A 26,373-nucleotide genomic window follows, 5' to 3' on the forward strand; every position below is an offset into this window, starting at 1 on the left:
TTGTCTGGATACGAACCTACGGCAAAATGCGACATCTCTATTTGGCAGAAACGCGACATTTGAACTTGGGACCTACAGCGCAAAACATCGCTAATTCATATTATGTCAACTCGATCGCGTGTTTCAGGAAAACGGCGAACCATACTGTCGTTCTCTCTCGGGACCGCTCGCTGAGGTATCACGCGTCGGGCAGATCCGTTCCGAGTTCAGCCTCGATCTGATCGATCGAAGGCAACGTTCGTTCCAGTGATGCAGGCACCTGGCGAAGCAGTTGATATTCGGCTACGCCCATCGGTTTTCCAACCCCGCGAAGCGCGTATTCCGCTACCAACCGGTTCTTCTCCTTACAAAGCAACAAGCCAATAGTCGGTTGGTCATCTGCCGCCTTCACCTGCGCATCGATCGCGGACAGGTAGAAGTTAAGTTGACCCGCGTATTCGGGACGGAATGGCGTTGTCTTCAGTTCGACGACGACATAGCAACGCAGCTTCAGGTGGTAAAACAGAAGGTCGATGAAGAACTCATCTCCGCCGACGTCCACCCGGTATTGGCGTCCAACAAAAGCGAAGCCCGCACCTAGCTCCAGAAGGAACCGGGTGATGTGACGGGTGAGCGCATGTTCAATATCACGCTCTTGAGCGTCCTCAGCGAGGCCAAGAAAGTCGAATACGTACGGATCCTTTAACGCATCACGAGCGAGATCGGACTGTGCCGGGGGCAACGTCTCGCTGAAGTTGATGACTGCATTACCGGCTCGCGCGCAGGCAGCCGTTTCAATTTGCATCGTCAGCACTTGTCGCGACCAGCCGTGCTCGAGCGCCTTCCCTGCGTACCAGTCCCTTTGCGCCGAATCCTTGACCTTGTCAAGCAAGGTGCAAAGGTGGAACCAGGGCAATTGTGCAGCAGGCTGCTGCACAAATTGCGCATCCGGCCAGGCTTGCGCCAGGGAACGCATGTACTTGAGATTGCGCGGGGAGAAACCACGCATGTCAGGAAACGCTGCTTTTAAGTCACGGGCGAGCTGATCAACTACCCCAGCGCCCCACCCTTGGCGCTGCTGCCGGTCAAGAATTTCGCGACCGATTTGCCAATACAGCGTCACCAGTTCGCGATTTACGCTTGCGACGGCGCGAACTCGGGCACGCTCGACCCGCTGCTTAACGTCAGCCAGCCAGCGCCTGTACTCGTTGCCCCACGGGTCATTGGACAGCTTATCGGTCATGCGATTTTCTGGCGCGGATTAGCGAGCGCCCATTATCGGCTTTGAAGCCATCATGGGCAATTGTTCAGAGTGTTCCGTCGCATTCGTACCGTACGATCGCCCATCTTGGCTTTGCGAAAGTCGGCGGCTCAGAATTCCGGAATTGGTAGACCTCCGCTGTCCGCTGCGTTCCGACGTAGAAGGCGGACTGGCACACGGATGCAGCACGCCTAGCGGCGAGCTAACGCCTCAAACCGGCGCCGTATTATGCCGTAACGCCGTCATCTTTTATGTAAATCGATCTGGTCTGCCAGGCTTCGGAAGTCTGATCGATCGAGCTAATTCGCCAAGCGTCCATGACGGCATAAGGTTTTCACGGAACTTGCCGTTATACGAGCTATGGGATGACCTAACGATGCACAGCTTCACAAGCAATACAGGACGTTAGCCGGGCAAATGATGGGACAGCTAGCAATGAAGATCTGGGCTTTTGCTCAAATCCCTCGTGACAATCCGGAACTGTTAATAGCGCAGTACAAGATATTCTCGTATCAAGTACCGCTGTTGTATTTGATCCTAATAATTAACACGTGGGCCTTGGCGGCGACCCATTTCGCGACTGCGCCTTACTGGCTAACTGTGGTAATTCCCGCAGTCATGTCCGTGGTATGCGGCAGCCGTGCGTTGGTGTGGGTCCGCTCCATTGGGCAAGCTGCTGACGCTGAGCTCGCTTACCGCTCGCTCCGGCGGACGAATCGCCTAGCCAGTGCCGTCGCCACACTGTTCACCACGTGGGCGCTTCTCCTGTTTCCGTACGGTGATGCCTACACAAAGGTGCATGTAGCGTTCTACATGGCCATCACGGTTATCGGCGTCATTCTCTGCCTGCTGCATCTCCGGTCAGCCGCCATCATGGTGGCCGTTATTGTCAACGGCGCATTCGTTATTTTCTTCTCGCTGTCGGGTAATACAGTTTTCGTCGCGATTGCGGTCAACACCGCACTCGTGTGCTCTGCGATGCTCGTGGTGCTCCTGGTTCAGTACAACGACTTCACGAAAATGGTCGCGGCGCAGACCGACAACCAGCGGCTTGCGAACTGCGACAGCCTCACCGGGCTGCCTAACCGTCGGGCGTTTTTTTCGGCCCTCGACCAGGCGCTTGTGATAGCGAAAACGCATCCACGCTTGTTGGCAGTCGGGATCATCGACCTCGACGGATTCAAGCCGGTCAATGATCTTCACGGGCATCCGGTCGGCGACAGGCTACTGGCTGACGTGGCTAGACGGCTCTCAGAAGTGGTTTCTGGGGACATGTGTTTGTCGAGACTAGGCGGTGACGAGTTCGCACTGCTGATACCTGACCTGTCCGATGATGCGGAAGTAACGTCGTTCGGGCAGCGCATCTGCGACGCCCTCCGGACGCCCTTCCAAATCGGCGACGCAAAAGTACAGATTGCTGGAACGGTAGGCTTTGCGATCTACCCCGCGATGGCGACGGATGCGACTGACCTGTTCGAGTTCGCCGACTATGCGCTCTACTACGCAAAGCGCCACCGTCGAAGCAGCGCGGTTCTCTTCTCCGCCGACCACAAGGCGGCGATCATGTCGGATGCGACCATCGAGCAGGCACTGCAGCTGGCCGACTTGGAAGCAGAACTCGCTGTGGTCTATCAACCGATCGTCGACATGGACAGCCGGTGCCCAGTCGGATTCGAGGCGCTGGCCCGGTGGACAAGCCCAACCCTCGGCTGCATTGCGCCCGCCACATTTATCCCGGTCGCGGAGCGCGCCGGCATCATTGGCCGGGTAACTGAAAGCCTACTGCGAAAGGCCTTGCGGGAAGCCAGCGAATGGCCCGCTGAACTCCGACTGTCATTCAACCTGTCTGCGGACGACCTGATTTCCGATGACGGCATTGCGTCGATCGTGAACATCGTCTCGCGAAGCGGCTTCAGTCCGCAACGATTGGACTTTGAAATCACCGAAACCGCCTTCATTCAAGAGTTCGCGTTTTACAAGGTACACGAAGCTGTAATCACCCTCAGGAAAATGGGTTGCGGCGTCTCACTGGATGATTTTGGAACGGGCTACTCGAGCTTGTCCTATCTGCACGCATTGCCGCTAACGAAGATCAAAATCGACCGGAGCTTTGTGACCGGTATTCACCAAAATCCGTCTAGCTATAAGATCGTGAAGTCGCTGTTTGCATTGAGCAGGGACATGGGGCTCGATTGCATCGTCGAGGGCGTCGAAACCGAAGACGAGCTGGCGATGCTTAGGAGCCTCGGGAAAGCACTGGTGCAAGGCTACATCTGTTCGAGGCCAATGCCATCTTCCTCAATCAAAGGTTTTCTCGACGGCGTATCCGGCCCAGTCACCGTAGCGACCTAGCCGCTGCTGCCCATGCGACGCTGACAGGGAGCGGCGCGCTTCTTCGCCGGCAGTTGCTCCTTGCCGTCTCAGGGTGCAGAAAGTCGCCTTAGCATCCTTGACTGCATACAGCTCGGGCTACTCCATCAGTTCAGTCTGGATCAACACTTGCTCGGGCTGACGAGGAGCCGCCAAAGAGAACTCGCCATGTTAGACGCACTGCCTATGACTGCCTTGCTCGCGATGTTCGTGGCTGCCGCAGGTGCCGTGTGGCTAGCAGGGATAAGGCTGTCCAACGCGACCGACATACTCTCCATACGGCTGGGCCTCGGCCAGGCCCTCGGCGGGGTTGTCTTGTTGGCAATAGCGACCAACCTGCCGGAGATTGCCATTACCGTCAGCGCAGCGGCCTCGGACAATGTCGGGGTTGCCGTGGGCAACATCCTCGGCGGCATCGCTATTCAGACCGTCGTGCTTGTCATCATCGACATGTTCGGTATGCGAGAAAAAGTGCCCCTTATGTATAAGGCGGCAAGCCTGACGCTCGTAATTGAAGGGCTGCTTGTCGTGGCAGTTCTCATCGTCTCGATCATGGGCACGCAGATGCCGGCTTCACTCATTGCCGCCAGGGTGACGCCTGTCGCCGTGCTCATCGCTGCGATCTGGCTGGTCGGTGTCTGGCTTATTGGCGCGGCGAATCGCGGACTGCCTTGGCACGACAAGGCCGGCGACGCACCGGACACTCAGGAGAAACCAAAAGGGCATTCGCAATCGGAAAGAAACAAAACTTCTGATCGAAGCGGTGTTAGCACTACAAGAGCCGCGTTTGATTTTCTGGCTGCAGCGGTCGTCACGCTTGCGGCCGGTGTGATCCTCGAGCGCTCGGGGGAAGCGATTGCGAAGCACATAGGAATGACGGGCGTGCTTTTTGGGGCGACCGTGCTCGCGGCAGCAACCTCGCTGCCCGAAGTGTCTACGGGACTCGCCTCGGCGAAGGCGGGCGACTACCAACTCGCCGTCAGCGACATCTTCGGCGGCAACGCATTTTTGCCAGTGCTCTTTTTGCTAGCCACCGTTATTTCCGGGAAGGCCGTCCTCCCGCAAGCCCAAAAGACCGATATCTACCTCGCTGGCCTCGGAGTTTTACTCACCAGCATCTACCTCGCGGGGCTCATTTTTCGGCCCAAGCGAAAGGTCCTCGGTATGGGTGTCGATTCGCTGACCGTACTGGTCTTTTACATCATCGGTACATGCGGCCTCTTTGCCATTGCGCTCATCAAAGCAACGTGAGGGTAACAGAACTCAACTCACCACCCGCGGCACGCCCAGCTCGTCCGCAGCGACAATAGCCGAGTAAGCCGGCGGCCATAAAGCCTGCTCCGTCTATAGAACGGCCAGCGTGGTCACAAAGGTACTGCAACGCCCAGAGATGACCGCGGCTAGGTTGCCGACGTCTTCGTGGTGCGCCCCCGGAGTCGCCCCGCGCCGACGCGTAGACCGTGAAATCGTCCTCCGTCGCTCCGAAGCCGTTGGGACGCTTTTAGTTGGAAATAGAGCGAGCTTCGGGCGCTTTCCAGATCTGTGCCATATTTCCTTACCGTGCGACCACTGCTAACGACGACTTGACACTGCCCTCTTTCCCTGCGCGCAGGCAGCGGTCCTGCGCCGCCCCAGGGCCTGGCGACTTCGCCTGATTCCATATCGCTACTTCGTCCTTACTCAGCGTCATTCAGCCGAAAGCTCGGCGTCAAGCGCGCCTTGACTTTTATCCTAGCGCGTTGCCAGTTCGGCGAGCACGCCACCATCTTCCGCGCCTGCTCCTTGATCCGGTCGCCGCTGCTATGCGCTGATCCCTCGTCGCTTCAGCAGGTCCATTGTGGTTGGCCGGCTCGGCCGCTTAAGCGTTCACGCGGTCGTGCATTCGCCCGACGCATCGATGCCGTAAATGGCAATCGCCGCCGCGCCTAACGCAACGGCGTAATTGCATTCACGTCGTTGGCGCTCGGCGCTTGGCGCTGACAAACATCGAGGCATCGGATGAAAGGGTGGTCTGCCAGAAGCGGTACGCGACTTGCTGGAATATCACGTTGTGATATTTAATCGGGAGCGTGCAATGAGCCAAAAAGCCAAGAACCCGGCGTATCCGTTTTCGTCCGGCGGCTGGGGGTCGCTGAAGTCGGTCGCGACAATCCTGGCGCAAGAAAAGGTTCCGCTCAAGGACAGCGCGATCTTGCTCAAGCAGAACAAGCCGGACGGTTTTATGTGCGTGAGTTGCTCGTGGGCGAAGCCGGCCAACCCCCATACGTTCGAATTCTGCGAGAGTGGCGCGAAGGCGACTGCATGGGACACGACAAAAAAGCGCATGACGCCTGCGTTTTTCGAGCTACACACGGTCCGATCGCTGCTCAATTGGCACGATCATGATCTCGAAGAAGCCGGAAGGTTGACCGCACCGATGCGGTATGACTCCGCCTCCGACAAGTATGTTGAGGTTAGCTGGGAGCAAGCTTTCGCTGAAATCGGCAATGAGCTGAACCAGCTTGATCCCAGGGGCGTTGTCTTCTACACGTCGGGTCGCGCCTCGCTTGAGACTGCTTACATGTACCAGCTGTTCGCGCGCATGTACGGCTGCAACAATCTTCCGGACAGCTCGAACATGTGCCACGAGAGTTCAAGCGTTGGACTCAAAGAGGCCATCGGCGTGGGCGTCGGTACCATCACTCTTGAAGACTTCGATAAAACTGACCTCATGTTCTTCTTTGGACAGAACGTCGGCACGAATAGCCCGCGCATGCTCCATCAGCTGCAAGACGCGCGCAAGCGCGGCGTGCCGATTGTCACGTTCAACCCGCTTCGCGAGCCGGGCCTTGTGTCGTTCGCGAATCCGCAGTCGCCAGTGCAGATGCTCACGCCTGCGCAGACGCAAATCAGCACCCAGTATCACCAGGTCAAAACGGGTGGGGACACTGCTGCGATCCTTGGCATCTGCAAGGCCGTCATCGAAGCCGACGATCGCGCCAAATCACAAGGCACGGCCCGCATGATCGATGTCACATTCATCGAACAGCACACGGTGGGCTTTGATGAATTTGCCGCTTGCGCTCGCATTACAGAATGGAACGCCATCGAGCAGGCAAGCGGGCTCACACGCGCGGCGCTCACCGAGGCAGCCAACGAATACATGAAAGCGAAGGCGGTCATGGCCCACTATGGCATGGGACTCACCCAGCATCGGCTTGGCGTGCAGAATGTTCGTATGTTATGCAACCTGCTGCTCCTGCGAGGGAACGTCGGTAAACCCGGCGCGGGACCATCACCGATCCGCGGTCATTCCAATGTGCAAGGCCAGCGTACGGTCGGCATCACGGAAAAGCCGGAGCTCGCGCCGCTCGATCAGCTCGCCGAGCAGTTTTCCTTTGAGCCACCGCGCGACAAAGGCATGAATACGGTCGAGGCCTTCGAAGCAATGGTTGAGGGCAAAGTTAAGGCAGTATTCAACCTCGGCGGCAATCTGGTGCGGGCCGTTCCGGACCGGTCGCAGATCGAGCCCGCCTGGGCCGGTTTGCGACTCACTGTGAACGTCGCGACGAAACTCAACCGTAGCCATCTTGTCCATGGCGAGGTCTCATACGTGCTGCCCTGCTTGAGCCGAATCGAATACCATCGCACTCCACTGGGTGACCAGGCCGTCGCCATGGAAGATAGCACCGGGTGTATGCATGGTTCGCGTGGCGTCACCGAGCCCGCGAGCGAAAAAGCGCGCACCGAGCAGTTCATCGTTGCAGGAATAGCGAAAGCGACCCTGGGCACCCGTTCGACTGTTGAGTGGGACAGTTGGCGCGATGACTATTCCGTCGTGAGGAACGAAATCGCGAAGACCTATCCCGAGATATTCCATGACTTCAACGAGCGCATGTGGCAACCGGGCGGCTTTCACCGCCCTCTACCCGCACGCGAGCGTGTCTGGGAAACCAAGTCTGGGAAGGCTGAATTCAAGGCGCCCGAGTCGCTCGGCGAAGATCCTGACATGCCTGAGAACGCGCCGAACGCGCTGCGTCTGATGACACTGCGCAGCGACAGTCAGTTCAACACGACCATCTATAACATCGAAGATCGCTTTCGAGGCGTCAAAGACACCCGCATGGTGATCTTGATGAACAAGGCGGACATCGAGAAGCACGCGCTGCGAGACGGCGATCACGTCACTTTACAAACCGTCGCAGACGATGGCATCGATCGACGCCTGCCGGGGCTGAAAGTCATGGCTTATGATATACCGCAGGGATGTATAGGCGGCTACTACCCCGAATGTAATGTGTTGCTTCCGCTGTGGCATTACGCAAAGGAGAGTAAGGTGCCGGCTGCCAAGTCAATCCCTGTTCGGATCGTGCGCTAAGGGTCCCGTGGGAGCCTTGACGCGATCCGTCAATCGCGGATTGCGTCGGAGGCACCGCCACTGACCGCTTTCGCGCTAGGCTGGCGGCGCTTCGTGCTTTGTCGACATCGTTGCTACGCTCCACCTTACGAATGAGGAAGCGGGGCTCCCTTCGGTTAGTTTGCTTCATCGCTAGTACGACGACCGATGCGGATAGGTATGCCAAGAATCGGTACCTCGCTGGAGTTGCTCCTCTAACTGAGGACACGCGGACACTGCTAGGTTGATGAGGCCGCGGCGCGTCTGAACTCGCGAGGCGAGCGGTATTTCAGGGCTTTGTGCGGGTGGCGCTCATTGTAGTGCTCAAACGCGATGGCCAGACGCGAGAGCGCTGTTGGTGCGTCGGGCTTGTCCATATACGCGACGTAGTTGTGCTTCACGGTCTTCACGAACGATTCGGCCATGCCATTGCTCTGCGGCGAACGGACCGGCGTGGTTAGCGGCTCAAGTCCCAGTTCACGAGCGAAGCTGCGTGTGCGGTGGTCGAGTCTGCGTAGCCTGCGTGGTGCCGAAGCGCTGTTCGACGGCAGCGAGCATCACGTCGCGCACCACATCGCCACTATGGCCGCCGGTCGTCGCCGCCCAGCTAATCGCTTCCCGGTCGCAACAGTCCAGCGCGAACGTGACGCGCAGCGGCGTGCCATCGTCGCACCGGAACTCAAAGCCATCGGAGCACCAGCGGGTGTCGCTACGGTCAACGGCAACGCGACCGTCATGTCGCCGATTGTCTCGCCGCACGCCGGGGCGCTGCAGCAGCAACTGATGCTCACGAATAACCCGATAGACGCGCTTGTGATTGATACCCGGCGCGCTGGTCTGTTCTCGACTACGGCGCAGCAGCGCCCAGATGCGTCGGTAGCCGTAAGTTGGGAGGTGCGCTACATGGGCCTGAATTTCCTCGACCAATTCCGTGTCGTCGGCCGGTCTGGCGCTACGACCATCTTGCCAATCGGGCGAGGGAACCTGTTCCGCTGCTACACCACAGCGCGCCACGCCGAGAACTTTGCAGACCGTTTTCAATGGTCGTCCCCTCGCATCAGGCATCAGGGGCGAGGGCGCAATCAGATTTTTTGAGCGGCCCCATGCAACGGCTTCTTTCAGGATTTCGACTTCCATTGTCTTTCTCCCGAGTAGTCGTTGCAGTTCCTTGATTTCCTTGATGGCGGCAGCCAGCTCAGATGCGGGCGCAACAGATTCACCTGCCTTCACCGCCGCCAGACTGCCTTCCTGGTATTGCTTGCGCCAGCCAACCACCTGGTTGGCGTTGACGCCGTGCCGGCGTGCCACGCCCGACACGGACGCTCCCGGCTCCAGTGTTTCCTGCACGAGGGCGATTTTTCCTGCGCGGTGCGCCGACGACGGCGCTCCGGCTCGCTCAGAATTTCGATGGATTCCACGTAATGACTGGGCTTACTGTTATACACAAGACTACCCCTTATTTTGAGAGAGTCCTCGTGTCCTCAGATACGTGGGGCCACCGCTCCACTCGCCAATGCCGGGTCTAGAAGGTCAGCAGTAGTCCAAAGTAGTCCCGCATACGCTGCTGCACCCAGCAGGAAGGGAGTAAACCGACTTCGGCACTCTTCCGGCAACTCCTCCTTCAAGACGTTGAGAATGACGCCTCCGGCCAGGACAGCCACCAGCGCACTGGTCGCCACGTCCGGAATCTTGATGGAAGTCCCGATGACCGTGCCCAGAACGATCGCAGCTGAAAGTATCCAACGGCCCGACCGACCGGTAGGTTTCCTTGAAGTCCCTGCTCAGCCCGAAATCCGTCACGACGAAATGCAGCGCCATTGCGATAAAGAAGAACGCGAGGGACCTTATCACGCGGAAGTTGTTCGCCAGCAAATATCCGATGAGCACGTTGTAGAGCGAGAAGGACGTCACATGAGGCCGAAAAACTTTGCCGTCTGGCGCATCCTCCTCAGGAGCCACGACTCGCGCAATGTGTGATTCCTTCGCTGCCCGCTCCAGTCCGTAGAAGACGATCAGGCCACACAACGCCATCAAATAGGCATGATGGTCGAGCGCCGAGAAAACGCCGCTTACTGCCTTGCGAATAATCTCTTGTCCCTCGGCCAGTTCGGGAAGCAAGTGAACAAACACGTAGGCGACGGATATGCCTCCGGCGGCCGACAACCAGATGCTCCGCGGCGTGCCATTCAAGAACCGCAGTCGGGCCCCAAAACAAGTGGACAGTGACGAGTCCCACTGCGCAGACAACGATTGGTATCAACATTGGTCTTTGTTCCAGCACAGTAGGCTGTCATCGAGAAGAGCGGCTCAACGACGCGCCGGCACTTCTGTGGAGCAATTCGACCGTTGCGCCCGTTTATTGGTGAATGGCCGAGCGGAGCTGCTCCACTTCGTAATCCGAAACGGGTGCAGCATGGTTGCCCCATGTGCCGCGAACAAAGCTCACGACTTGAGCGATTTGCGCGGAAGTGAGCTTGGCGTGGAAACCCGGCATTTTCTGTGGCGCGGGTCCCGTCGCCGTCGCCGGGCTCTTGCTGCCTTCGACGACGATGCGCATGACGGAGGTCGGGTCTTCGGCCAGCACCAACGGATTGCCTGCCAGTGCCGCGACCTTGCCTGGCTGCCCTCGCCCGTCGGCCCGGTGGCATCGCGCGCAGAAGGACAGATACACACCCGCACCGGGGCGTTCCACTTCACCTGTCCGTATGCTTCGCTCGGTCTGCACACGCGCGTGCTCGTTGTTTGCAAAGCTGCCGTAAGCGCGCTGCGCCGGCAGTGACTTCAGGTACACAGCAATGGCATGAAGATCGGCATCGGAGAGGTACTGAGTACTTTCCTCGACGACAGGCGCCATCGCGCCGAACGCAATCGCCCCCGCGCCATGCCCCGTGCGCAGAAAACTCACGATATCCGCGGCGGTCCACCGCCCAAGGCCGCTTCCCGTGTCTCCAGTCAGATTGGGCGCGAGCCAGTGATCATTCACGCCGCCCGTCAGATACCATGGCGACGCCTCGCTGTACCCGAGTTCGTTGTACGCGGGCCCGCGCGGGGTATGGCATGCGCCGCAATGCCCCAGTCCCTGCACGAGATACGCGCCGCGATTCCATTGCTCGCTTTCCTTCGGCTCCGGCTTGTACTGGTCGTGATTGCCAAACGCCATGCTCCAGAACGCCATGCCCCATCGTTGATTGAAAGGGAACGGCAGATGCGTTTCGGGCGCGCGCTTTGTGGCTGCCTTGACGCCGTGCATCATGTACGCGTAAAGCGCAATGACGTCGTCATCTGTCATGTTTGCAAGCGATGGATACGGCATGGCCGGATACAGCCGCTTGCCGTCGGCGCGCTTTCCGGCTCGCAGCGCGGCCGCGAATTGCCGTAACGTATAGCGGCCGATGCCGAACTGCGGGTCCGGCGTGATGTTGCTCGCATAAATGGGGCCGAACGGCGAATTGACGGGCATGCCGCCGCCCATCGGCGTGTGATCGGCTGCGTCGTGGCATGCGCCGCAGTCGCCGGCTTTCGCCAGATATTCGCCGCGCGCGATCAACTTCGCGTCTGTGATCATCGGCGACCGGGCTGTGATGTCCTCTGGCAGGTCGTCCTTCGATCGTCCGCCGCATGCGCCCAGCACGACGATCATCAGCGCAGCGGCAAGGCGATTCGCTAATTGGATCCTGTTCATGTCAATGCCACTGGCTGCACGATCCGAGGAATACCTCGGCGAGCACTGTGAACACGAGCCCGACGACGAAACCGCAGCCGATCAACGCGCTGCATAGTGCGACGAAGCGTTTGCGGCTCACCTCTTCCAACGCGCGAGAAGGCGTCTCTGACGCGTCACGTTCGGCGCCCTGCGCCTTGATCGCCTTCTGCTTGCGGGCAAGGAACACGAAGCCGTGGACGGCCAGCGCGCCGCATACCGCAGCAATAGCAATGGCCGCGATCGACGTGCCATATAGCCACGCATGAAGATGCGGATAGACCGGTCGAACGCGCGGCACGGAACCGGCATCACAGGCCTGCGCAGAAAGCGTCTCGGAGACGATCACCTGAAGCAGCCAAGCACCGGGCGCGAAGAAAAAACCCGCAGCCGCGCAAAATGCAAGCCGTCGCTGCTCGCTCAATGTAAGGGCTGACTTCTCCGCCGAAAAAGACGCGTGCATTAATGGCCTCGCATCCAGAACGGCGTCACATACAGCGACGTGAAGATGAATAGCCAGACGACATCGACGAAGTGCCAGTACAGGCCGCCGATGCGCATCGGCACGTTGCGCTCGGCATCAAAGTAGCCGAGCGCGATCCATACCGCGAGCAGCGCCAGAATCACGAGCCCGACGACCACGTGCGCCATGTGGAAGCCCGTGATCGTGAAGTAGAGCGAGCCATAAAGATGTGCGGTGACGCCATACGGATGGTCGTGCCACTCTTTCAATTGCATGCCGGAGAACGCGCAGCCGAGCGCGATGGCGACCAGCATCCAGCAGAACGCGGGCCAACGCCTGCTTTTCTTGAGCGTTCGCTCCGACAGCCATGCAAATACGCTGCTCAGGATGAGCGTTCCGGTGCTGAGTGCGCCGGTGCCTATTTTCGGCATCCCTTCAGGCGGCCAGGCGAGCGTCGTCTGCGCCTGAGAATAGAAATAGCAGAAGATAAGATAGCCGAAGAGGCTCGCCTCGGTGGCGACAAGCGCGAGCACGCCCCACCATCCGCCGGAATGTTCGCCGGCACTGCCCACCGGCAGTGCGTCGTCCGTGCGCGCGGCTTGGGCGGGCTCGGTCTGCGCTGGTTTTGGCGGTTCGCGTTGGGCCAGCGCGCGGCGCGGCCACATCCACGCGATGAGCGTCGCGCCCGCCGCCGCCACCGCGATGACGGTGAACGACGGCGAACGCAGCAGCAGACCTGCGAAGACGAGCGCACCGAAGAGCCCGAGGAAGAAAGGCGACCACGTGTCCTCGGGCATCTTAAGGATGACATCCGGCTTGCCGGTGAATGGATGAACGCCGAGCGCCTCGCGCCCCTGATGAAGCAGATAGCCCGCTTGAAGGCTCGATTGCCGCCCCTTCGGCTGCAAGCGGTCTTCCCACATCGGATGCCGCGATTCGATTACTGGCAGCACCGCGAAGTTGTACGCGCGCGGCGGCGAGTCAGTCGACCATTCGAGGCCCGGCGCGTCCCACGGATTCGCCGGTGCCTTGCGCCCGCGGCGCGCCGAAATCAGCGCATTCACCACGAATACCAGCACGCCCACGGCGAAGACGAATGAGCCGATGGTCGTGATCAGATTGGATGTGTCCCAGCCCATTCCCTCAGGGTACGTGTAGATGCGCCGCGGCATGCCGAGCAGCCCGGAGATGTGCATCGGGAAGAAGCCGACATTGAAGCCGAGCAGGATGATCCAGAACGCGATCTTTCCCCATCGCTCGTCCATGAGGCGCCCGGTGAACTTTGGAAACCAGTACGTGATGCCGCCAAAGACCGGAAACACGTTGATGCCGAGCAGCACGTAATGCAGATGGGCGACGATGAAGTACGTATCGGTGAGCTGCCAGTCCAGCGGAACGGCGGCTGTCATCACCCCCGAGACGCCGCCCACGACGAACATCAAGACGAAGCTCGCGAAGTAAAGGAAAGGCACGGCGAACACCGGGCGGCCAGTCCAGATCGTCGCGATCCACGCGAACACGGCCACCGCGCTAGGGATAGAAATCAGCACGCTCGCCGCGCCAAAGAACGCCAGCGCGAGCGGTGGAATGCCCGTCGCGAACATGTGATGCAGCCATACTTCGAAACCAATGATCATCGTGCCGACCGTCGACATCGCCACTGCGGCGTAGGCCACGAGGGGACGTCGGCAGAAGGTCGGCAATGCGTCGGACACGATGCCCATCGCCGGCAAGACCACTACATAGACCCACGGATGCGCGAACATCCAAAAGAGATGTTGCCAGAGCAGCGGCCGGCCATCGCTTGCGACATCAAAGAAATGCGTGCCGACGTTGCGGTCCATCCATAGGAGGAAAAACGCAAGGCTCACCGAGGGCACCGCGAACAGATTGGCGAACGAAATGGTGAGCGTGCCCCACACGATGATCGGCAAGCGATCGACGGACATGCCCACCGCGCGCATCCGGAAGAGCGTCACAACGAAATTCACCGCGCCCACCGTCGTCGAGATGCCGAGCAGCACCATGCCGAGCGAGTAAACGTCGATGTTGATCCCACGACTGTATTCGAGCGATGAAAGCGGCACATAGTTAAACCAGCCGGCATTGGGCGCCTGTCCCAGCGGAAAGCTGCCGTAAAGGAAGATGCCGGCAAAAAGAAAGATCCAGTACGAGAGCGCGTTTAGGCGAGGAAACGCCATGTCCCGAGAACCGAGCATCAGCGGCCATAGAAAGTTCGAAAAACCGCTGAGCACCGGCAGCGCATACAGGAAGATCATCGTGATGCCGTGCATCGTGAACAGCTCCGCAAACTGCGCGGGCGTCACCAGGGACTCGTTGGGATGTGCAAGCTGCAGGCGCATGACGAGCGCCTCCGCACCGCCCAGCAGCAGAAACACGAATGCGGTCACGATATAGCGCAGGCCAATCTTCTTGTGATCCACGCTGGTGATAAAGCCCCGCCAGCCCGCATCGCCCTCCCATAGGTCAAGCAGCCGCTTCTCCGCCTCCGAGCCTTGTGGCACGGTGCCGAACTCCGGCTCCCGCCGAAACGCGACGCGGCCCGTACGTCCAACGCTTCGACCTCCAGTCACCGCCATCATCTTTTCCTTACCTGAGCGTCGCGAGATACGCCGACAAATCGCCGGCTTCCGCAGGCGAGAGCTTCATGTCCGGCATGAGCGTGCCGGGCTTGATTTCCTGCGCATGCTGTATCCAGTCCATCAGATTGTCCGGCGTATTCACAACGGTTCCCGCGGCAAGCAGCCGGCGCGAGAGCACGTGCGTGAGATCGGGCGCTTGGACGCCGGCCGCCTGGCTGCCGCGAACCGTGTGACATCCCGCGCAGCGTTCTTCAAAAAGTTTGCGTCCGTGTATCGCCTGCACAGACGCGGGCCCGGACGCGTCCTGTCGTTGTGCGGCGTACCAACGGTCGTAGTCCGCCTGGAGCTGTGCGTAGACCTCGAACGCCATATGCGCGTGCTGTACGCCGCAATATTGCGTGCACTGCCCGCGAAAGACGCCCGGACGATCCGCCTGTATCCACTGCCGGTTCACTGTTCCCGGTATTGTCTGGGTCTTGCCGGAGAGTTCCGGCACCCAAAAAGCGTGTATAACGTCGGCGCTCTTAAGCACCACCAGAACGGGCACACCCACCGGAATATGTAGTTCGTTCGCCGTCGCAAAGTGGCTCGGGCCCTCTGCGTAGTCCACTTTCCACCACCAGTCATAGGCGGTCACGGTGACTGTCAGCGCCGGCTCTTTCGGCGGATCGGCGACTTCCGCCAGCACGCTTAGCATGTAGATCGCGATGCCCAAGAGCGCGACCGTAGAAATGATGCTGCCCGCGTACACGAAGCCCAGACCGCCGCCCGAGCGCAGCGAGCGATGATCCTCCTTCTGGCGCCGACGGAACATCGCGACGAGCAGCATCGCCGCGATGATGACGCACACGAGACTACATATGAACGCGAGAGTCCAGCCGAGCTGGAGGACGGGGTGAGCCGCCGGTCCCTTGCTGCGCAGAAAATACGCGAGCGGCGTGGGCCCGCTCGCGAGCGGTTCGGCGCCGCCCGATGCGGCACCGGCACTCGAAGCACCGCAGCAAAAGAGAGCAGCGCCAAGCAGGAGTTCCGCCTGAACCACCGAGGCCACATAGCGACGGACTAACAACAGGTTGTCTCCTAAAAGTGCCAGACGAAGGGGGGCGGTTGATCGTTCCGGGCCCGCGCTCAGCTTTTGCAGAGCAGACTTCTGATGGCGTGCCAAAGAGCAACGCCTGTTCCAAACGCCTTAACCTTGACTGCCATTGACGCGTGCCCTTATGAACGCCAACCCCGCAACGATGTCGTTGTATCACACTGTGATATTCCTTCAAACCGTTTGCAAAGTTTGCCGAGCGTGGCTCGTTGCGAAATAGGAATCGTTGCGTTGACTTCGATGCCGACCTGCGCTAACAAAGAGTCTTGGTGATTTTGTTTGTAAGGACGATGATGGACAAGGACGAGACGCATCGGCGGCGTGCGGTGCCAGCGAAGAAGGACCTCGAGGCTCTTTCGCGGTTTCGCTATGGGCTTCGTAAATTTCTTCGCTACTCAGAAGATGTGACTCAAGCAGCCGGGATTACCCCGCTGCAATATGCTTTGCTGCTCCATGTGAGGGGAATGCCAGGACGCAGCTGGGCCACGGTGGGTGAACTAGCGGAGCGCCTGCAGGCCGCTCCGAACGGCACGGTCGCCCTCATCTCGCGGTGCGAGCGCGCGGGACTCGTGGTGCGCAGGGCAGGCGAAGAAGATCGTCGACTGGTCGAAGTGCATTTGACGCCCAAGGGCGAGCGCTGTCTGCTGAAACTGGCCAACCTCCATCTCAACGAGATCAAAGCGCTTAGCCGCATTCTTGCGGAATTCTAACGTTCTTTGTATCGAGCTTTCTAGGAAGACCGCGCTTCATTCGCGGCACGCTGGTTGCGTCACGTTGTGACATATCGGTCCCGCGCGCATATTCGTCGTCGCGGCATCTGGGAGCAAACTATGTCTATCACCGTCGGCGACTTTCTGGTCGACCGTCTCCACGCCTGGGGCGTGCGCCGCATCTATGGCTACCCGGGCGATGGCATCAACGGCATCCTCGGTGCGCTGAATCGCGCGAATGGCAAGATCGAATTCATTCAGACGCGGCATGAGGAAATGGCTGCGTTCATGGCATCGGCGCATGCGAAGTTCACCGGCGAACTAGGAGTTTGCCTCGCGACATCCGGCCCGGGCGCGGCGCACCTCATCACCGGCCTTTACGACGCACGCCTCGATCACATGCCCGTGCTCGCCATCGCGGGTCAGCAGGCGCGCGCCGCACTCGGCGGACATTACCAGCAGGAAGTCGATCTTCAGTCGATGTTCAAAGACGTCGCTGGCGCGTTCGTCCAGCAAGCCAGCGTGCCGTCGCAGATTCGCCATCTCGTTGATCGCGCGATTCGCACAGCGCTCGGTGAACGCAAGGTCGCGGCGATCGTGCTACCCAATGATTTGCAGGAGCTCAAGTACGAGCCGCCGCCGCGCAAACATGGCACGGTGCATTCGGGCGTCGGCTACCGTGAGCCGAAGATCGTGCCTTATGCCGATGATCTGCAACGCGCCGCCGATGTGCTCAACGCGGGCAAGAAGGTCGCGATCCTCGTCGGCGCCGGCGCGCTTCAGGCGACCGATGAAGTGATTGCCGTGGCTGAAAAGCTGGGCGCGGGCGTCGCAAAGGCGCTGCTCGGGAAGGCCGCGTTGCCCGATGATCTGCCTTTCGTCACCGGCTCGATCGGCCTGCTCGGCACCGAGCCCAGCTACAAGCTGATGACCGGCTGCGACACGCTGCTGATGATCGGCTCGGGCTTCCCCTACTCCGAATTTCTGCCGAACGAAGGTGCGGCCCGCGGCGTGCAGATCGACATTAAAGCGGACATGCTGTCGATCCGCTATCCGATGGAGGTCAACCTCGTCGGCGATAGCGCCGAAACCTTGCGCGCGCTGCTGCCGCTGCTCGAAGAAAAGACGGATCGTGCATGGCGCAAGGACATCGAAAGCTGGATGGAAGGCTGGTGGAAGAAGCTCGAAAAGCGCGCGCTTGAACCCGCGCAAAGCGGCGTCAATCCGCAGCGCACCGTATGGGAATTGTCGCCGCGTGTGCCGTCGAACGCGATCGTCACCAGCGATTCCGGTTCGTGCGCCAATTGGTATGCACGCGATCTCAAAGTGAAGCGCGGCATGATGTGCTCGCTGTCCGGCGGCCTGGCATCGATGGGCGCAGCGGTCCCGTATGCGATCGCCGGGAAGTTCGCGCATCCCGAGCGACCGGTGATCGCCCTAGTCGGCGATGGCGCCATGCAGATGAACAACATGGCCGAGCTCATCACAGTATCGAAATACTGGAGACAGTGGTCCGATCCGCGCTGGATCTGCATGGTGCTCAACAACGAGGACCTGAATCAGGTCACGTGGGAACAGCGCGTGATGAACGGCGATCCGAAGTTCGAAGCGTCGCAGAACCTTCCATCCGTGTCGTATCACCGCTTCGCGGAACTGATCGGCTTGCGCGGCTTCTATGTCGACGACGCCGAGCGCATGGGCGCAGTATGGGACGAAGCGCTGTCCTCTGATCGCCCTGTCGTGATCGAAGTCAAGACCGATCCGAACGTACCACCGCTGCCGCCGCATATCACACTGAAACAAGCCAAGGCATTCGCGACAACGCTCTTCGAAGGCGACCCCAACGAAGGCAGCATCATCGTCGATACCGCCAAACAAGTGCTTGGCGCGGTCCTGCCGGGGCATAAAGAAAAATAGGACGACTCGCGCCATGCATCTCACCAAACGGGAAGCGCCGGTCGAAGCTATTCGGGCACGCGCCTACACCATCCCGACCGACCGGCCCGAGGCAGACGGCACCTACGCCTGGACTTCCACGACACTCGTCATCGCGGAGGTCACGGCGGCGGGTAAGACAGGTATCGGCTATACGTACAACGACGCGACCACCGCGCACTTCATGGAAGCGACGCTTGCGCCGACGCTCATCGATGGGGACGCCTGGGACACCGATGCGCTCTGGATGCGCATGCAGCAACGCGTGCGCAACATCGGCCGATCGGGCATCGCGGCGAGCGCGATATCGGCGCTTGATTGCGCGTTGTGGGACGTCAAGGCGCGCCTGCTCGACATGCCGCTCGCGCGTCTGCTCGGCGCGGCCCGCAACCGCGTGCCGCTTTATGGCAGCGGCGGCTTCACCACTTATACCGACGACGAGATCCGCGACCAACTCGCCGGTTGGGTGCATGAAGACGGATGCCGCTGGGTCAAGATCAAGATCGGCACCGAGCCGTCGCGCGATCCGCATCGCGTAGCGGTCGCGCGCGAAGCCATCGGCGATGACGCGGGCCTCTTTGTCGATGCAAACGGCGCACTCGATCGCAAGCAGGCGCTCCTCTATGCGCAACGGTTTGCGGAGTACGGCGTCGAATGGTTCGAAGAGCCGGTGTCGTCGGACGATATCGCCGGCCTCGCGTCATTGCGCAACGCGCTGCCCGCGCATATCGAACTGGCTGCGGGCGAATACGGCTTCACGATCGACGACTTCCGCGCGCTGCTCTCGAACGAAGCCGTCGATGTGCTTCAGGTCGATGTCACGCGCTGCGGCGGCATCACCGGTTTCTTGCGCGCGGCGACGCTCTGCGACGCCTTTCACATCCCGCTGTCGGCGCACTGCGCGCCCGCGCTACATCTGCATGTCGCATGCGCGGCGCCGCGTCTGCGGCATCAGGAATGGTTTCACGATCACGTGCGCATCGAGTCGATGCTCTTCGACGGCGCGCCGCATGCACGCGACGGCGCGATCTCGCCGGACTGGTCGAGGCCCGGCTGCGGGCTCGATTTCAAGCATGCGGATGCGCACCGGTATGCGGTTTAGGCAGCGCGCCAAACGAAGCTAAAATGACGCAAACCAGAACAATCGACCTCGCTATCGGCTGCGGGATCGCTGCGGCGGGACTCGCGCTCGTGCGGCTCGGCGGACGCAAGGAGCAGCGCTCGGCGGCGCAGACGCACATCGATACGGCGCGCACCTTCAATCACAGTTCGGCGTTGCTCGCGCTGTCCGTGCTCACCGACAGCGCGATGGAGCACTATCGCGGCTCCTTCGACAATCCGGCGATGTACACGCCGCTCGTCGTCTCGACGCTGTCGCTCCTCGCCGGCCTGCATGGTGGCTCCGACCGCGAGCCGGCGCGTCATCCGGTGCGCGATGCGGTCTATGTCACCGCTGCGCTCGCGGGCGTCGCCGGCACCGGGTTTCATGTGTACAACATCACGAAACGTCCCGGTGGATGGAGCTGGCACAACCTATTCTATGCCGCGCCGATCGGCGCGCCGATGGCCTTGCTGCTCTCGGGCGCGCTGGGCGCGGTATCCGAGCGCCTGCGCAATGAACCCGCGCACGAACCGCGCCTTTTTGGCATGCCGGCGGGACGCGCGCTTTCCCTGCTCACGAGCGCGGGTCTGCTCGGCACGCTCGGCGAAGTCGCGCTGCTCCATTTTCGCGGCGCGTTTCAGAATCCGGCCATGTACGCGCCGATCGTCATTCCGCCGGTCGCATCGGCGCTGCTCGTCGATGCGGCACTCGCCCGCCCACGCGAGCACTGGTTCACGCGGCTGTGGCTGCGGCTGACGAACGCGCTTGGCTTCATCGGCGTGGGCTTTCACGCACGCGGTGTCGCGCGGGCGCGGGGCGGCTGGCGCAACTGGAGCCAGAATCTCTTCAATGGACCGCCGCTGCCCGCACCGCCGAGCTTTTCGGCGCTCGCGCTGGCAGGCCTCGCGGCGTTGCGTCTTCGCGAGACGGAAAAGAAATGAAGCCCCTTCCCCGCTATCCCGGCTATGACGTGATGACCAAGCGCGACACGCCGTCATGGGACGAAGTCACGCGCAATGTCATCGACGAACGGCTCGCGACGCCGAACGACCCGCGTTTTTTCAATGCCGTCCAGTGGCGCGCGCTCTATGCACTGTGCGCGTGCATCGTGCCGCAGCATCGGCAGCGGCCGGCGGTGCCCGTCGCCAGCCTCGTCGATGCGCGACTCGCGAAGAACACCGGCGACGGCTATCGAGATGCGCGTCTGCCGCCGATGCGCGACGCGTGGCGCATCGGCCTTCGCGCGCTGGATGCCGAGAGCCGCGCCCGTCATGGTTTGCCGTTCGCGACCATCGACGATGAAGCGCAACGCGCACTCGTCACCGACATGCAGCAAGGCCACCTCGACAGCGCCGAATGGCGCGGCATGCCGCCCGCCGTCTTCTTCGCGGAGCGCGTGCTGCACGACATCTGCGGGATGTATTTCGCCCATCCGCATGCATGGAGCGAGATCGGCTTCGGCGGTCCGGCCAATCCGCGCGGCTACGTGCGCATGGTCGCCAACCGGCGCGATCCGTGGGAAGCCGCCGAAGCGAAACCCGTTACGAAGAAGACGCGCAGAAGGAGAACCGCCGTGTCCGCTGATTCGCCCCACGACGCGCAGCACGTGCCGCGCGGCAAGAACCGGCGCGCGCCCGACGTGTTTCATCCGGGCGCATGGATTCCAATGCGGGAGTATCCGCAAGACAAAGCGGTGGACTTCGCGATCGTTGGCACTGGCGCGGGCGGCGGCACGCTCGCCTGCCGTCTCGCCGAAAAAGGCTTCAGTGTCGTCGCGTTCGATGCCGGCGCGTGGTGGCGTCCGCTCGAAGAGTTCGCATCGGATGAGACGCATCAGGGCAAGCTCTTCTGGACAGACGAGCGCATCTGCGACGGCGACAATCCGCTCAAGCTCGGCAACAACAACAGCGGCAAGTCAGTGGGCGGCAGCACGGTGCACTTCGCGATGGTCTCGCTGCGCTTTCGGCCCGAGTGGTTCAAATCGCGCTCGCTGCTCGGCTACGGCGCGGACTGGCCGCTCGACTGGCGTGAAATGTGGCGCTACTACGGCGAAGTCGAAGAAGCGCTCAAGATCGCCGGGCCGGTGAACTATCCGTGGGGGCCGAAGCGGCCCCGCTATCCGTATCGCGCGCATGAGTTGAATGCGGCGGCGCTCGTGCTGGCGCGCGGCTGCGAGGCGCTCGGCATCGACTGGGCGCCGACGCCGCTCGCCACCGTCTCTGCGCCGCGCGGCGAGGCGCATCCGTGCGTCTATCGCGGATTCTGCGTCTCGGGATGCGCCACCAACGCGAAGCAAAGCGCGCTCGTCACGTGGATTCCGCGCGCGGTTCACGCCGGCGCGGAGATTCGCGACCTCGCGATGGTCGGCCGCATCGTCATGGGCGACGATGGGCGCGCGACCGGCGTCGAATACTTCCGCGAAGGACGCTGGCAGTTCCAGCGCGCGCGCAATGTCGTCGTCGCGGGATACGCCATCGAAACGCCGCGCCTGTTGCTCAACTCCGCGACGGACCGCTTCCCCGATGGCCTCGCCAATCGCTCCGGTCTCGTCGGCAAGAATTTGATGGTGCAGACCAATCAGGCCGCGTGGGGGACGATGGACGAAGAAGTGCGCTGGTACAAGGGGCCGCCGTCGCTTGCGCTGACCGAGCACTGGAACTACGAGGACAAGGGAAAGGATTTCTTCGGCGGCTATTGCTATATGAGTCAGGGGCCGTTGCCGGTGGCGTGGGCATCGACGCAAAACGGGCGCGGTCTGTGGGGCCAGCAATTGCTGGACGAGATGCAGAAGTACAACCATCAGGCGGGGCTCAAGATCGTCGGAGAAACCATGCCGCAGGAGCGCAATCGCGTGACGCTCGCCGACGAGAAGGATCAGTACGGCCTGCCCGTCGCGCGCGTGACGTATTCGCTGTGTGACAACGACAAGCGGCTCGTCGCGCATTCGCTCGACTTCATGAGCCTCGCACTGGAAGCGGCCGGCGCGCGCGATGTGTGGCGCGAAACCGACGACACGTGTCACCTCAACGGCACCGCGCGCATGGGCGACGATCCCTCGACGAGCGTCGTGAACGCGGATTGCCGAAGCTGGGACATTGACAACTTGTGGATCTGCGACGGCTCCGTGTTTCCAACGGTCGGCGGCGTGAACCCGTCGCTCACGATACAGGCGATTGCGCTACGCACCGCCGACCGGATCGAGGCGCTCGCCGCGCGTGGAGATCTCTGATGAGCCAGACACGAAAGATCGCCGTAATCACCGGCGCGGGCGCGGGCGTCGGGCGCGCAGCTGCCGACGAATTCGCCCGCCACGGCTATGACGTCGCGCTGTTGTCGCGCGATGCCGACCGGCTCGCGCGCGCCGCTGCGCAAATCGAGTCGGGCTTCGGCGTGCGCGCGCTCGCCATTCCGACCGATGTCGCCGATGCGCGAGCCGTCGACGCGGCGGCTTCGCAAGTGGAAGACACGCTTGGGCCCATCGACGTGTGGGTCAACGTTGCGATGGCCACTGCATTCGCGCCCGTCTCCGCATTGACGCCCGAAGAAGTCGAGCGCGGCACGCGCGTCACGTATCTGGGTCAGGTGCACGGCATGATGTCGGCGCTCTCGCGCATCCGCACGCGTAATCGCGGGACGATCGTGAATGTCGGCTCGGCGCTTGCGTATCGCTCGGTGCCGCTGCAATCGGTGTATTGCGGCGCGAAGTTCGCCATTCGCGGCTTCACGGATTCGCTGCGCTCGGAACTCATCCACGACAAGCTGAACATCCATCTGACGATGGTCGAGCTTCCCGCGATCAACACGCCGCAGTTCGACTGGGCGATGAACAAGACCGGCAAGCGCGCCCGGCCCGTCGCGCCAATTTTTCAGCCGGAAGTCGCCGCGCGCGCGATCTTCTTTGCGGCGACGCATCGCCGGCGCGAGGTGTGGCTCGGCTTTTCGACCGTCAAGGCGATTCTCGCGAATCGCATCGCCCCCGCGCTCATCGACCGATATCTGGCGCGCGCAGGCTATGTGGGGCAGCTCACCGACGAGCCGCTCGAACGCAAAGCAGCGGGCAATCTGTTCGAACCGGTGCCCGGTGACTTCGGCGCGCACGGCCGCTTCGATGACGAAGCGCGGCAGCATAGCTGGGAGATGTTCACCGACCGCCATCGCTCATTCTTGTGGGGACTTGCGGGCATCGGCGCAGTTGGCTTGCTGCGCCTCGTCGTCAAACGACGGAGCTAAGCCGAATGAGCCGCCCCATCGAAGACTACGCGCTCATTGGCGACGGCAACACGGCTGCACTCGTCTGCCGGGACGGTTCTATCGACTGGCTGTGCTGGCCGCGATTTGACGATGATGCGTGCTTCGCGGCGCTCCTCGGCACGCAGGACGACGGCTGTTGGACGCTGTCTCCGGCCGGTGACATCGAGCGCCGGACGCGGCGTTATCAAGAGGACACGCTCGTCGTCGAAACTGACTTTGAGTTGAAAGACGGCGCGGTGCGCGTGATCGACTTCATGCCTGTCGGCGATGGCCCGAGCTCAATCGTGCGTATCGTCACGGGCTTGCGCGGCGTTGTCGCGATGCACTCGTCCTTGCGACTGCGCTTCAACTACGGCGAACTCGCGCCGCTAATCGAACGCATCGACGGTGGGATGCAGGCCCGCGTCGGACCAGACCTCATCGTGTTGCGAACTAGCGTCGCGATCGACGTGGTGGAGGCAACGATGCGCGCGTCGTTCTCCGTGAAGGCCAACGAATCGGTCACCTTCGCGATGAGCTACGCACGCGCTCACGAAGCGCCGCCGGGCCCGCGCGATATGCACACGGCGCTGCGCGATACGCAACGCTTCTGGCGCGACTGGATTTCGAAGTTCGACGACGCGCGTAGCGAGTGGCCGCAAGCTGTCCGGCGCTCCTTACTGACGCTCAAAGCGCTCATCTACCGCCGGACCGGTGCGATCGTGGCCGCCCCGACGACCTCGCTCCCCGAAGCGCCCGGCGGCGAGCTCAACTGGGACTATCGCTACGCGTGGCTGCGCGATACGAGCTTCGCGATGGTCGCCCTCCTCAACGCCGGCTATCACGACGAGGCCGCTGCCTGGCGCTCCTGGCTGCTGCGCGCGATCGGCACCGCCCCCGAGCGCAGCCGCATCATGTATCGCGTAGACGGCGGGCGTCATCTGCGGGAATGGACCGTCGACTGGCTTGAGGGTCATCGCTACGCGACGCCCGTTCGCGTCGGTAATGAGGCTGCCCATCAACACCAGCTCGACGTGCTGGGAGAGGTCATCGATTGCCTCGACGTCGCACGGCGCGGCGGGCTCAAACCCGCGGATCACGAGGACCTGATCGAAACGCGTATCGTGGAGCATCTGGAGCAGGTGTGGCGTCTGCCCGGCGCGGGCATCTGGGAATCGCGCGGCGAGCCGCGCCACTACACCTATTCGCGGGTAATGGTGTGGGTGGCGCTGGACCGTTTCGTAAAGCATCGTATGACCGAACGCGGTCTTTCGCCACTGGTCGAACGGCTTGCTTCGCTGCGCGAACGGATCCGCGACGAAGTGCTTCGCGAGGGCTGGAACGAGGGACTCGGCAGCTTCACGCAGTATTACGGCAGCGAAGAGCTCGATGCGAGTCTCTTGTTGATGCCGCTTGTCGGTTTTCTGACGGCCGATCACCCGCACATGGCGTCGACTATCGAGCGTATACGGACCGACCTGAGCGAAGAAGGGCTCATTCGACGCCACCAGAAAGATCCGTGCGGGCCAGACGAAGGGACGTTCCTCGCATGCTCGTGCTGGATGGCCGACTGCTTGAATTTACAGGGACGCATCGAGGAGGCGCGTCAGCAGTTCGAACGCGTGCTCGCCACCGCGAATGACCTTGGCCTCCTCTCGGAACAATACAACGCCCAACGAGGCGAACTCGCCGGCAATTTCCCGCAGGCACTCAGTCATCTCGCCGTCATCAATACCGCGCTTGGACTAAGCGGTCCGACGCTGCAAAGAGGCGGCGGGTAACTTGCGCTGATCCCCATGGATCGTGCGAAGCCACCCCCCCAAGTACTCGCGGCGTGCGCGGCCGTCGCCGCGCGCTACCGCTAGTTTGAATCGCGGGAATGCGTGAGGCGTTTCGTTACGTTAGCGGGAAACCACCGTCGCCGTCCTTTGCGTCCAGGTACACAGCTCATCTTGCACATATCACAATCTGATATATATTTGAGGAAAGGGTGAGAACGGGGAGGTGTTATGTTAATTACCAGCGATTTCGAGATCGGATATCTCCTCGTTATTTTTTCGCTGCTGGGGGTTATTTTCGTCGGCGCACTATTTGCGACGCTCCATTTGGAGCGCTGGCATCCGCGGTTGGTGGGCGCGGTGATAGGCGCGCTGATCGGCTTCGCTCTTATCGAGGCGGTGCCGATCATCTCGTAGCGACGGTTCCGTCGCGCCAAGGGCGCTTCACCGGGAGCGGTCGTTGTCCTTGTCGTTGCCGTTGCCGTTGCCGTTGACCATCTCAGCGGCGGCGCTGACGTCCGGTTACGCTAAAGGCCCCAGATAATGTCGGCCTCGCTGCGCTTCGCTTGCCGCAACATATCCAGAAAAGGAAGCGCGCGAGAGTGAAGCCCTATCCCGGTGCGCACGTCTGTATGTGATAGCGGATGAAACATGGCGCCATGCTCATGAGCGATTCGCTCGTCGTCGTTGAGCACAGAGGTGGCGCCGTTGGTTCGGACAGTTAGATCGAGTTTATAAGTGGAAGCGCCGGGGTCATCAAGCTGCCGATTT

The 26,373-nt window shown here is 61.3% G+C and carries 18 protein-coding genes and 2 pseudogenes; 12 read left to right on the forward strand and 8 right to left on the reverse strand.

The annotated features are described in order from the left end of the window. Nucleotides 1–178: 178 nt before the first annotated feature. Nucleotides 179–1,222 (reverse strand): YhcG family protein, encoded by a 1,044-nt coding sequence (locus tag AB6804_RS28515; RefSeq protein ID WP_370889303.1) that lies wholly within the window; start codon nt 1,220–1,222, stop codon nt 179–181. Nucleotides 1,223–1,675: 453 nt separating this feature from the next. Between AB6804_RS28515 and AB6804_RS28520 the strand changes: the two genes are divergently transcribed. From AB6804_RS28520 to AB6804_RS28530, 3 genes are all read left to right on the forward strand, one after another. Then, complete coding sequence (locus AB6804_RS28520; protein ID WP_370889304.1) at nt 1,676–3,592, forward strand: putative bifunctional diguanylate cyclase/phosphodiesterase; 1,917 nt, start codon at nt 1,676–1,678, stop codon at nt 3,590–3,592. Between the two features lie 186 nt (nt 3,593–3,778). After that, nucleotides 3,779–4,861, forward strand: coding sequence for a sodium:calcium antiporter (locus AB6804_RS28525; protein ID WP_370889305.1), 1,083 nt, complete (start codon nt 3,779–3,781; stop codon nt 4,859–4,861). Between the two features lie 823 nt (nt 4,862–5,684). After that, complete coding sequence (locus tag AB6804_RS28530) at nt 5,685–7,967, forward strand: FdhF/YdeP family oxidoreductase (protein WP_370889306.1); 2,283 nt, start codon at nt 5,685–5,687, stop codon at nt 7,965–7,967. Between the two features lie 257 nt (nt 7,968–8,224). On the opposite strand, the pseudogene AB6804_RS28535 reads toward AB6804_RS28530, so the two are convergent. The 6 genes and pseudogenes from AB6804_RS28535 to coxB form a co-directional block, all read right to left on the reverse strand. Further along, a pseudogene (locus AB6804_RS28535) lies at nt 8,225–9,394 on the reverse strand (IS3 family transposase). A gap of 121 nt (nt 9,395–9,515) precedes the next feature. Then, complete coding sequence (locus tag AB6804_RS28540) at nt 9,516–10,175, reverse strand: hypothetical protein (RefSeq protein WP_370889307.1); 660 nt, start codon at nt 10,173–10,175, stop codon at nt 9,516–9,518. A gap of 166 nt (nt 10,176–10,341) precedes the next feature. Beyond that, nucleotides 10,342–11,550, reverse strand: a complete 1,209-nt coding sequence (locus AB6804_RS28545) for a cytochrome c (RefSeq protein ID WP_370889318.1) — start codon at nt 11,548–11,550, stop codon at nt 10,342–10,344. Between the two features lie 118 nt (nt 11,551–11,668). Beyond that, a complete protein-coding gene (locus tag AB6804_RS28550) occupies nt 11,669–12,148 on the reverse strand; it encodes a hypothetical protein (protein ID WP_370889308.1) in 480 nt (159 codons plus the stop codon). Then, a complete protein-coding gene (ctaD, locus tag AB6804_RS28555; protein ID WP_370889319.1) occupies nt 12,148–14,748 on the reverse strand; it encodes a cytochrome c oxidase subunit I in 2,601 nt (866 codons plus the stop codon). Before ctaD ends, AB6804_RS28550 begins: the two co-directional genes overlap by 1 nt. A gap of 10 nt (nt 14,749–14,758) precedes the next feature. Next, entirely contained in the window at nt 14,759–15,775 is a 1,017-nt protein-coding gene (gene coxB, locus AB6804_RS28560) for a cytochrome c oxidase subunit II (protein ID WP_370889320.1), read from the reverse strand. A 362-nt stretch (nt 15,776–16,137) separates the two neighbouring features. On the opposite strand from coxB, the gene AB6804_RS28565 reads away from it, so the two are divergent. The 9 genes and pseudogenes from AB6804_RS28565 (at nt 16,138) to AB6804_RS28605 (ending at nt 26,019) form a co-directional block, all read left to right on the forward strand. Continuing rightward, nucleotides 16,138–16,557: a MarR family winged helix-turn-helix transcriptional regulator gene (locus AB6804_RS28565; protein WP_370889309.1), complete on the forward strand. Its 420-nt coding sequence runs from the start codon at nt 16,138–16,140 to the stop codon at nt 16,555–16,557. A 120-nt stretch (nt 16,558–16,677) separates the two neighbouring features. Further along, nucleotides 16,678–18,474: a thiamine pyrophosphate-requiring protein gene (locus tag AB6804_RS28570; protein WP_370889310.1), complete on the forward strand. Its 1,797-nt coding sequence runs from the start codon at nt 16,678–16,680 to the stop codon at nt 18,472–18,474. 13 nt (nt 18,475–18,487) lie between these two features. After that, nucleotides 18,488–19,594: an enolase C-terminal domain-like protein gene (locus AB6804_RS28575; protein WP_370889311.1), complete on the forward strand. Its 1,107-nt coding sequence runs from the start codon at nt 18,488–18,490 to the stop codon at nt 19,592–19,594. A 23-nt stretch (nt 19,595–19,617) separates the two neighbouring features. After that, the gene (locus AB6804_RS28580) at nt 19,618–20,535 is read left to right on the forward strand and encodes a hypothetical protein (RefSeq protein WP_370889312.1); all 918 of its coding nucleotides are present in this window, start codon (nt 19,618–19,620) and stop codon (nt 20,533–20,535) included. Further along, nucleotides 20,532–21,178, forward strand: a pseudogene (locus AB6804_RS28585) (gluconate 2-dehydrogenase subunit 3 family protein). The gene AB6804_RS28580 and the pseudogene AB6804_RS28585 overlap by 4 nt, the downstream one beginning before the upstream one ends. Further along, entirely contained in the window at nt 21,168–22,823 is a 1,656-nt protein-coding gene (locus AB6804_RS28590) for a GMC family oxidoreductase (protein WP_370889313.1), read from the forward strand. Before AB6804_RS28585 ends, AB6804_RS28590 begins: the two are co-directional and overlap by 11 nt. Next, a complete protein-coding gene (locus AB6804_RS28595; RefSeq protein ID WP_370889314.1) occupies nt 22,823–23,824 on the forward strand; it encodes an SDR family oxidoreductase in 1,002 nt (333 codons plus the stop codon). Before AB6804_RS28590 ends, AB6804_RS28595 begins: the two co-directional genes overlap by 1 nt. A 5-nt stretch (nt 23,825–23,829) precedes the next feature. After that, the gene (locus AB6804_RS28600) at nt 23,830–25,605 is read left to right on the forward strand and encodes a glycoside hydrolase family 15 protein (protein ID WP_370889315.1); all 1,776 of its coding nucleotides are present in this window, start codon (nt 23,830–23,832) and stop codon (nt 25,603–25,605) included. Between the two features lie 228 nt (nt 25,606–25,833). Continuing rightward, nucleotides 25,834–26,019: a hypothetical protein gene (locus tag AB6804_RS28605; protein ID WP_370889316.1), complete on the forward strand. Its 186-nt coding sequence runs from the start codon at nt 25,834–25,836 to the stop codon at nt 26,017–26,019. Between the two features lie 110 nt (nt 26,020–26,129). Here AB6804_RS28605 and AB6804_RS28610 read toward each other — a convergent pair. Further along, on the reverse strand, nt 26,130–26,373 hold a 244-nt coding region (locus AB6804_RS28610; protein WP_370889317.1), incomplete at its 5' end, for a DUF1840 family protein.

It is taken from the genome of Caballeronia sp. RCC_10 (assembly GCF_041360715.1).
GTDB lineage: Bacteria > Pseudomonadota > Gammaproteobacteria > Burkholderiales > Burkholderiaceae > Caballeronia > Caballeronia grimmiae.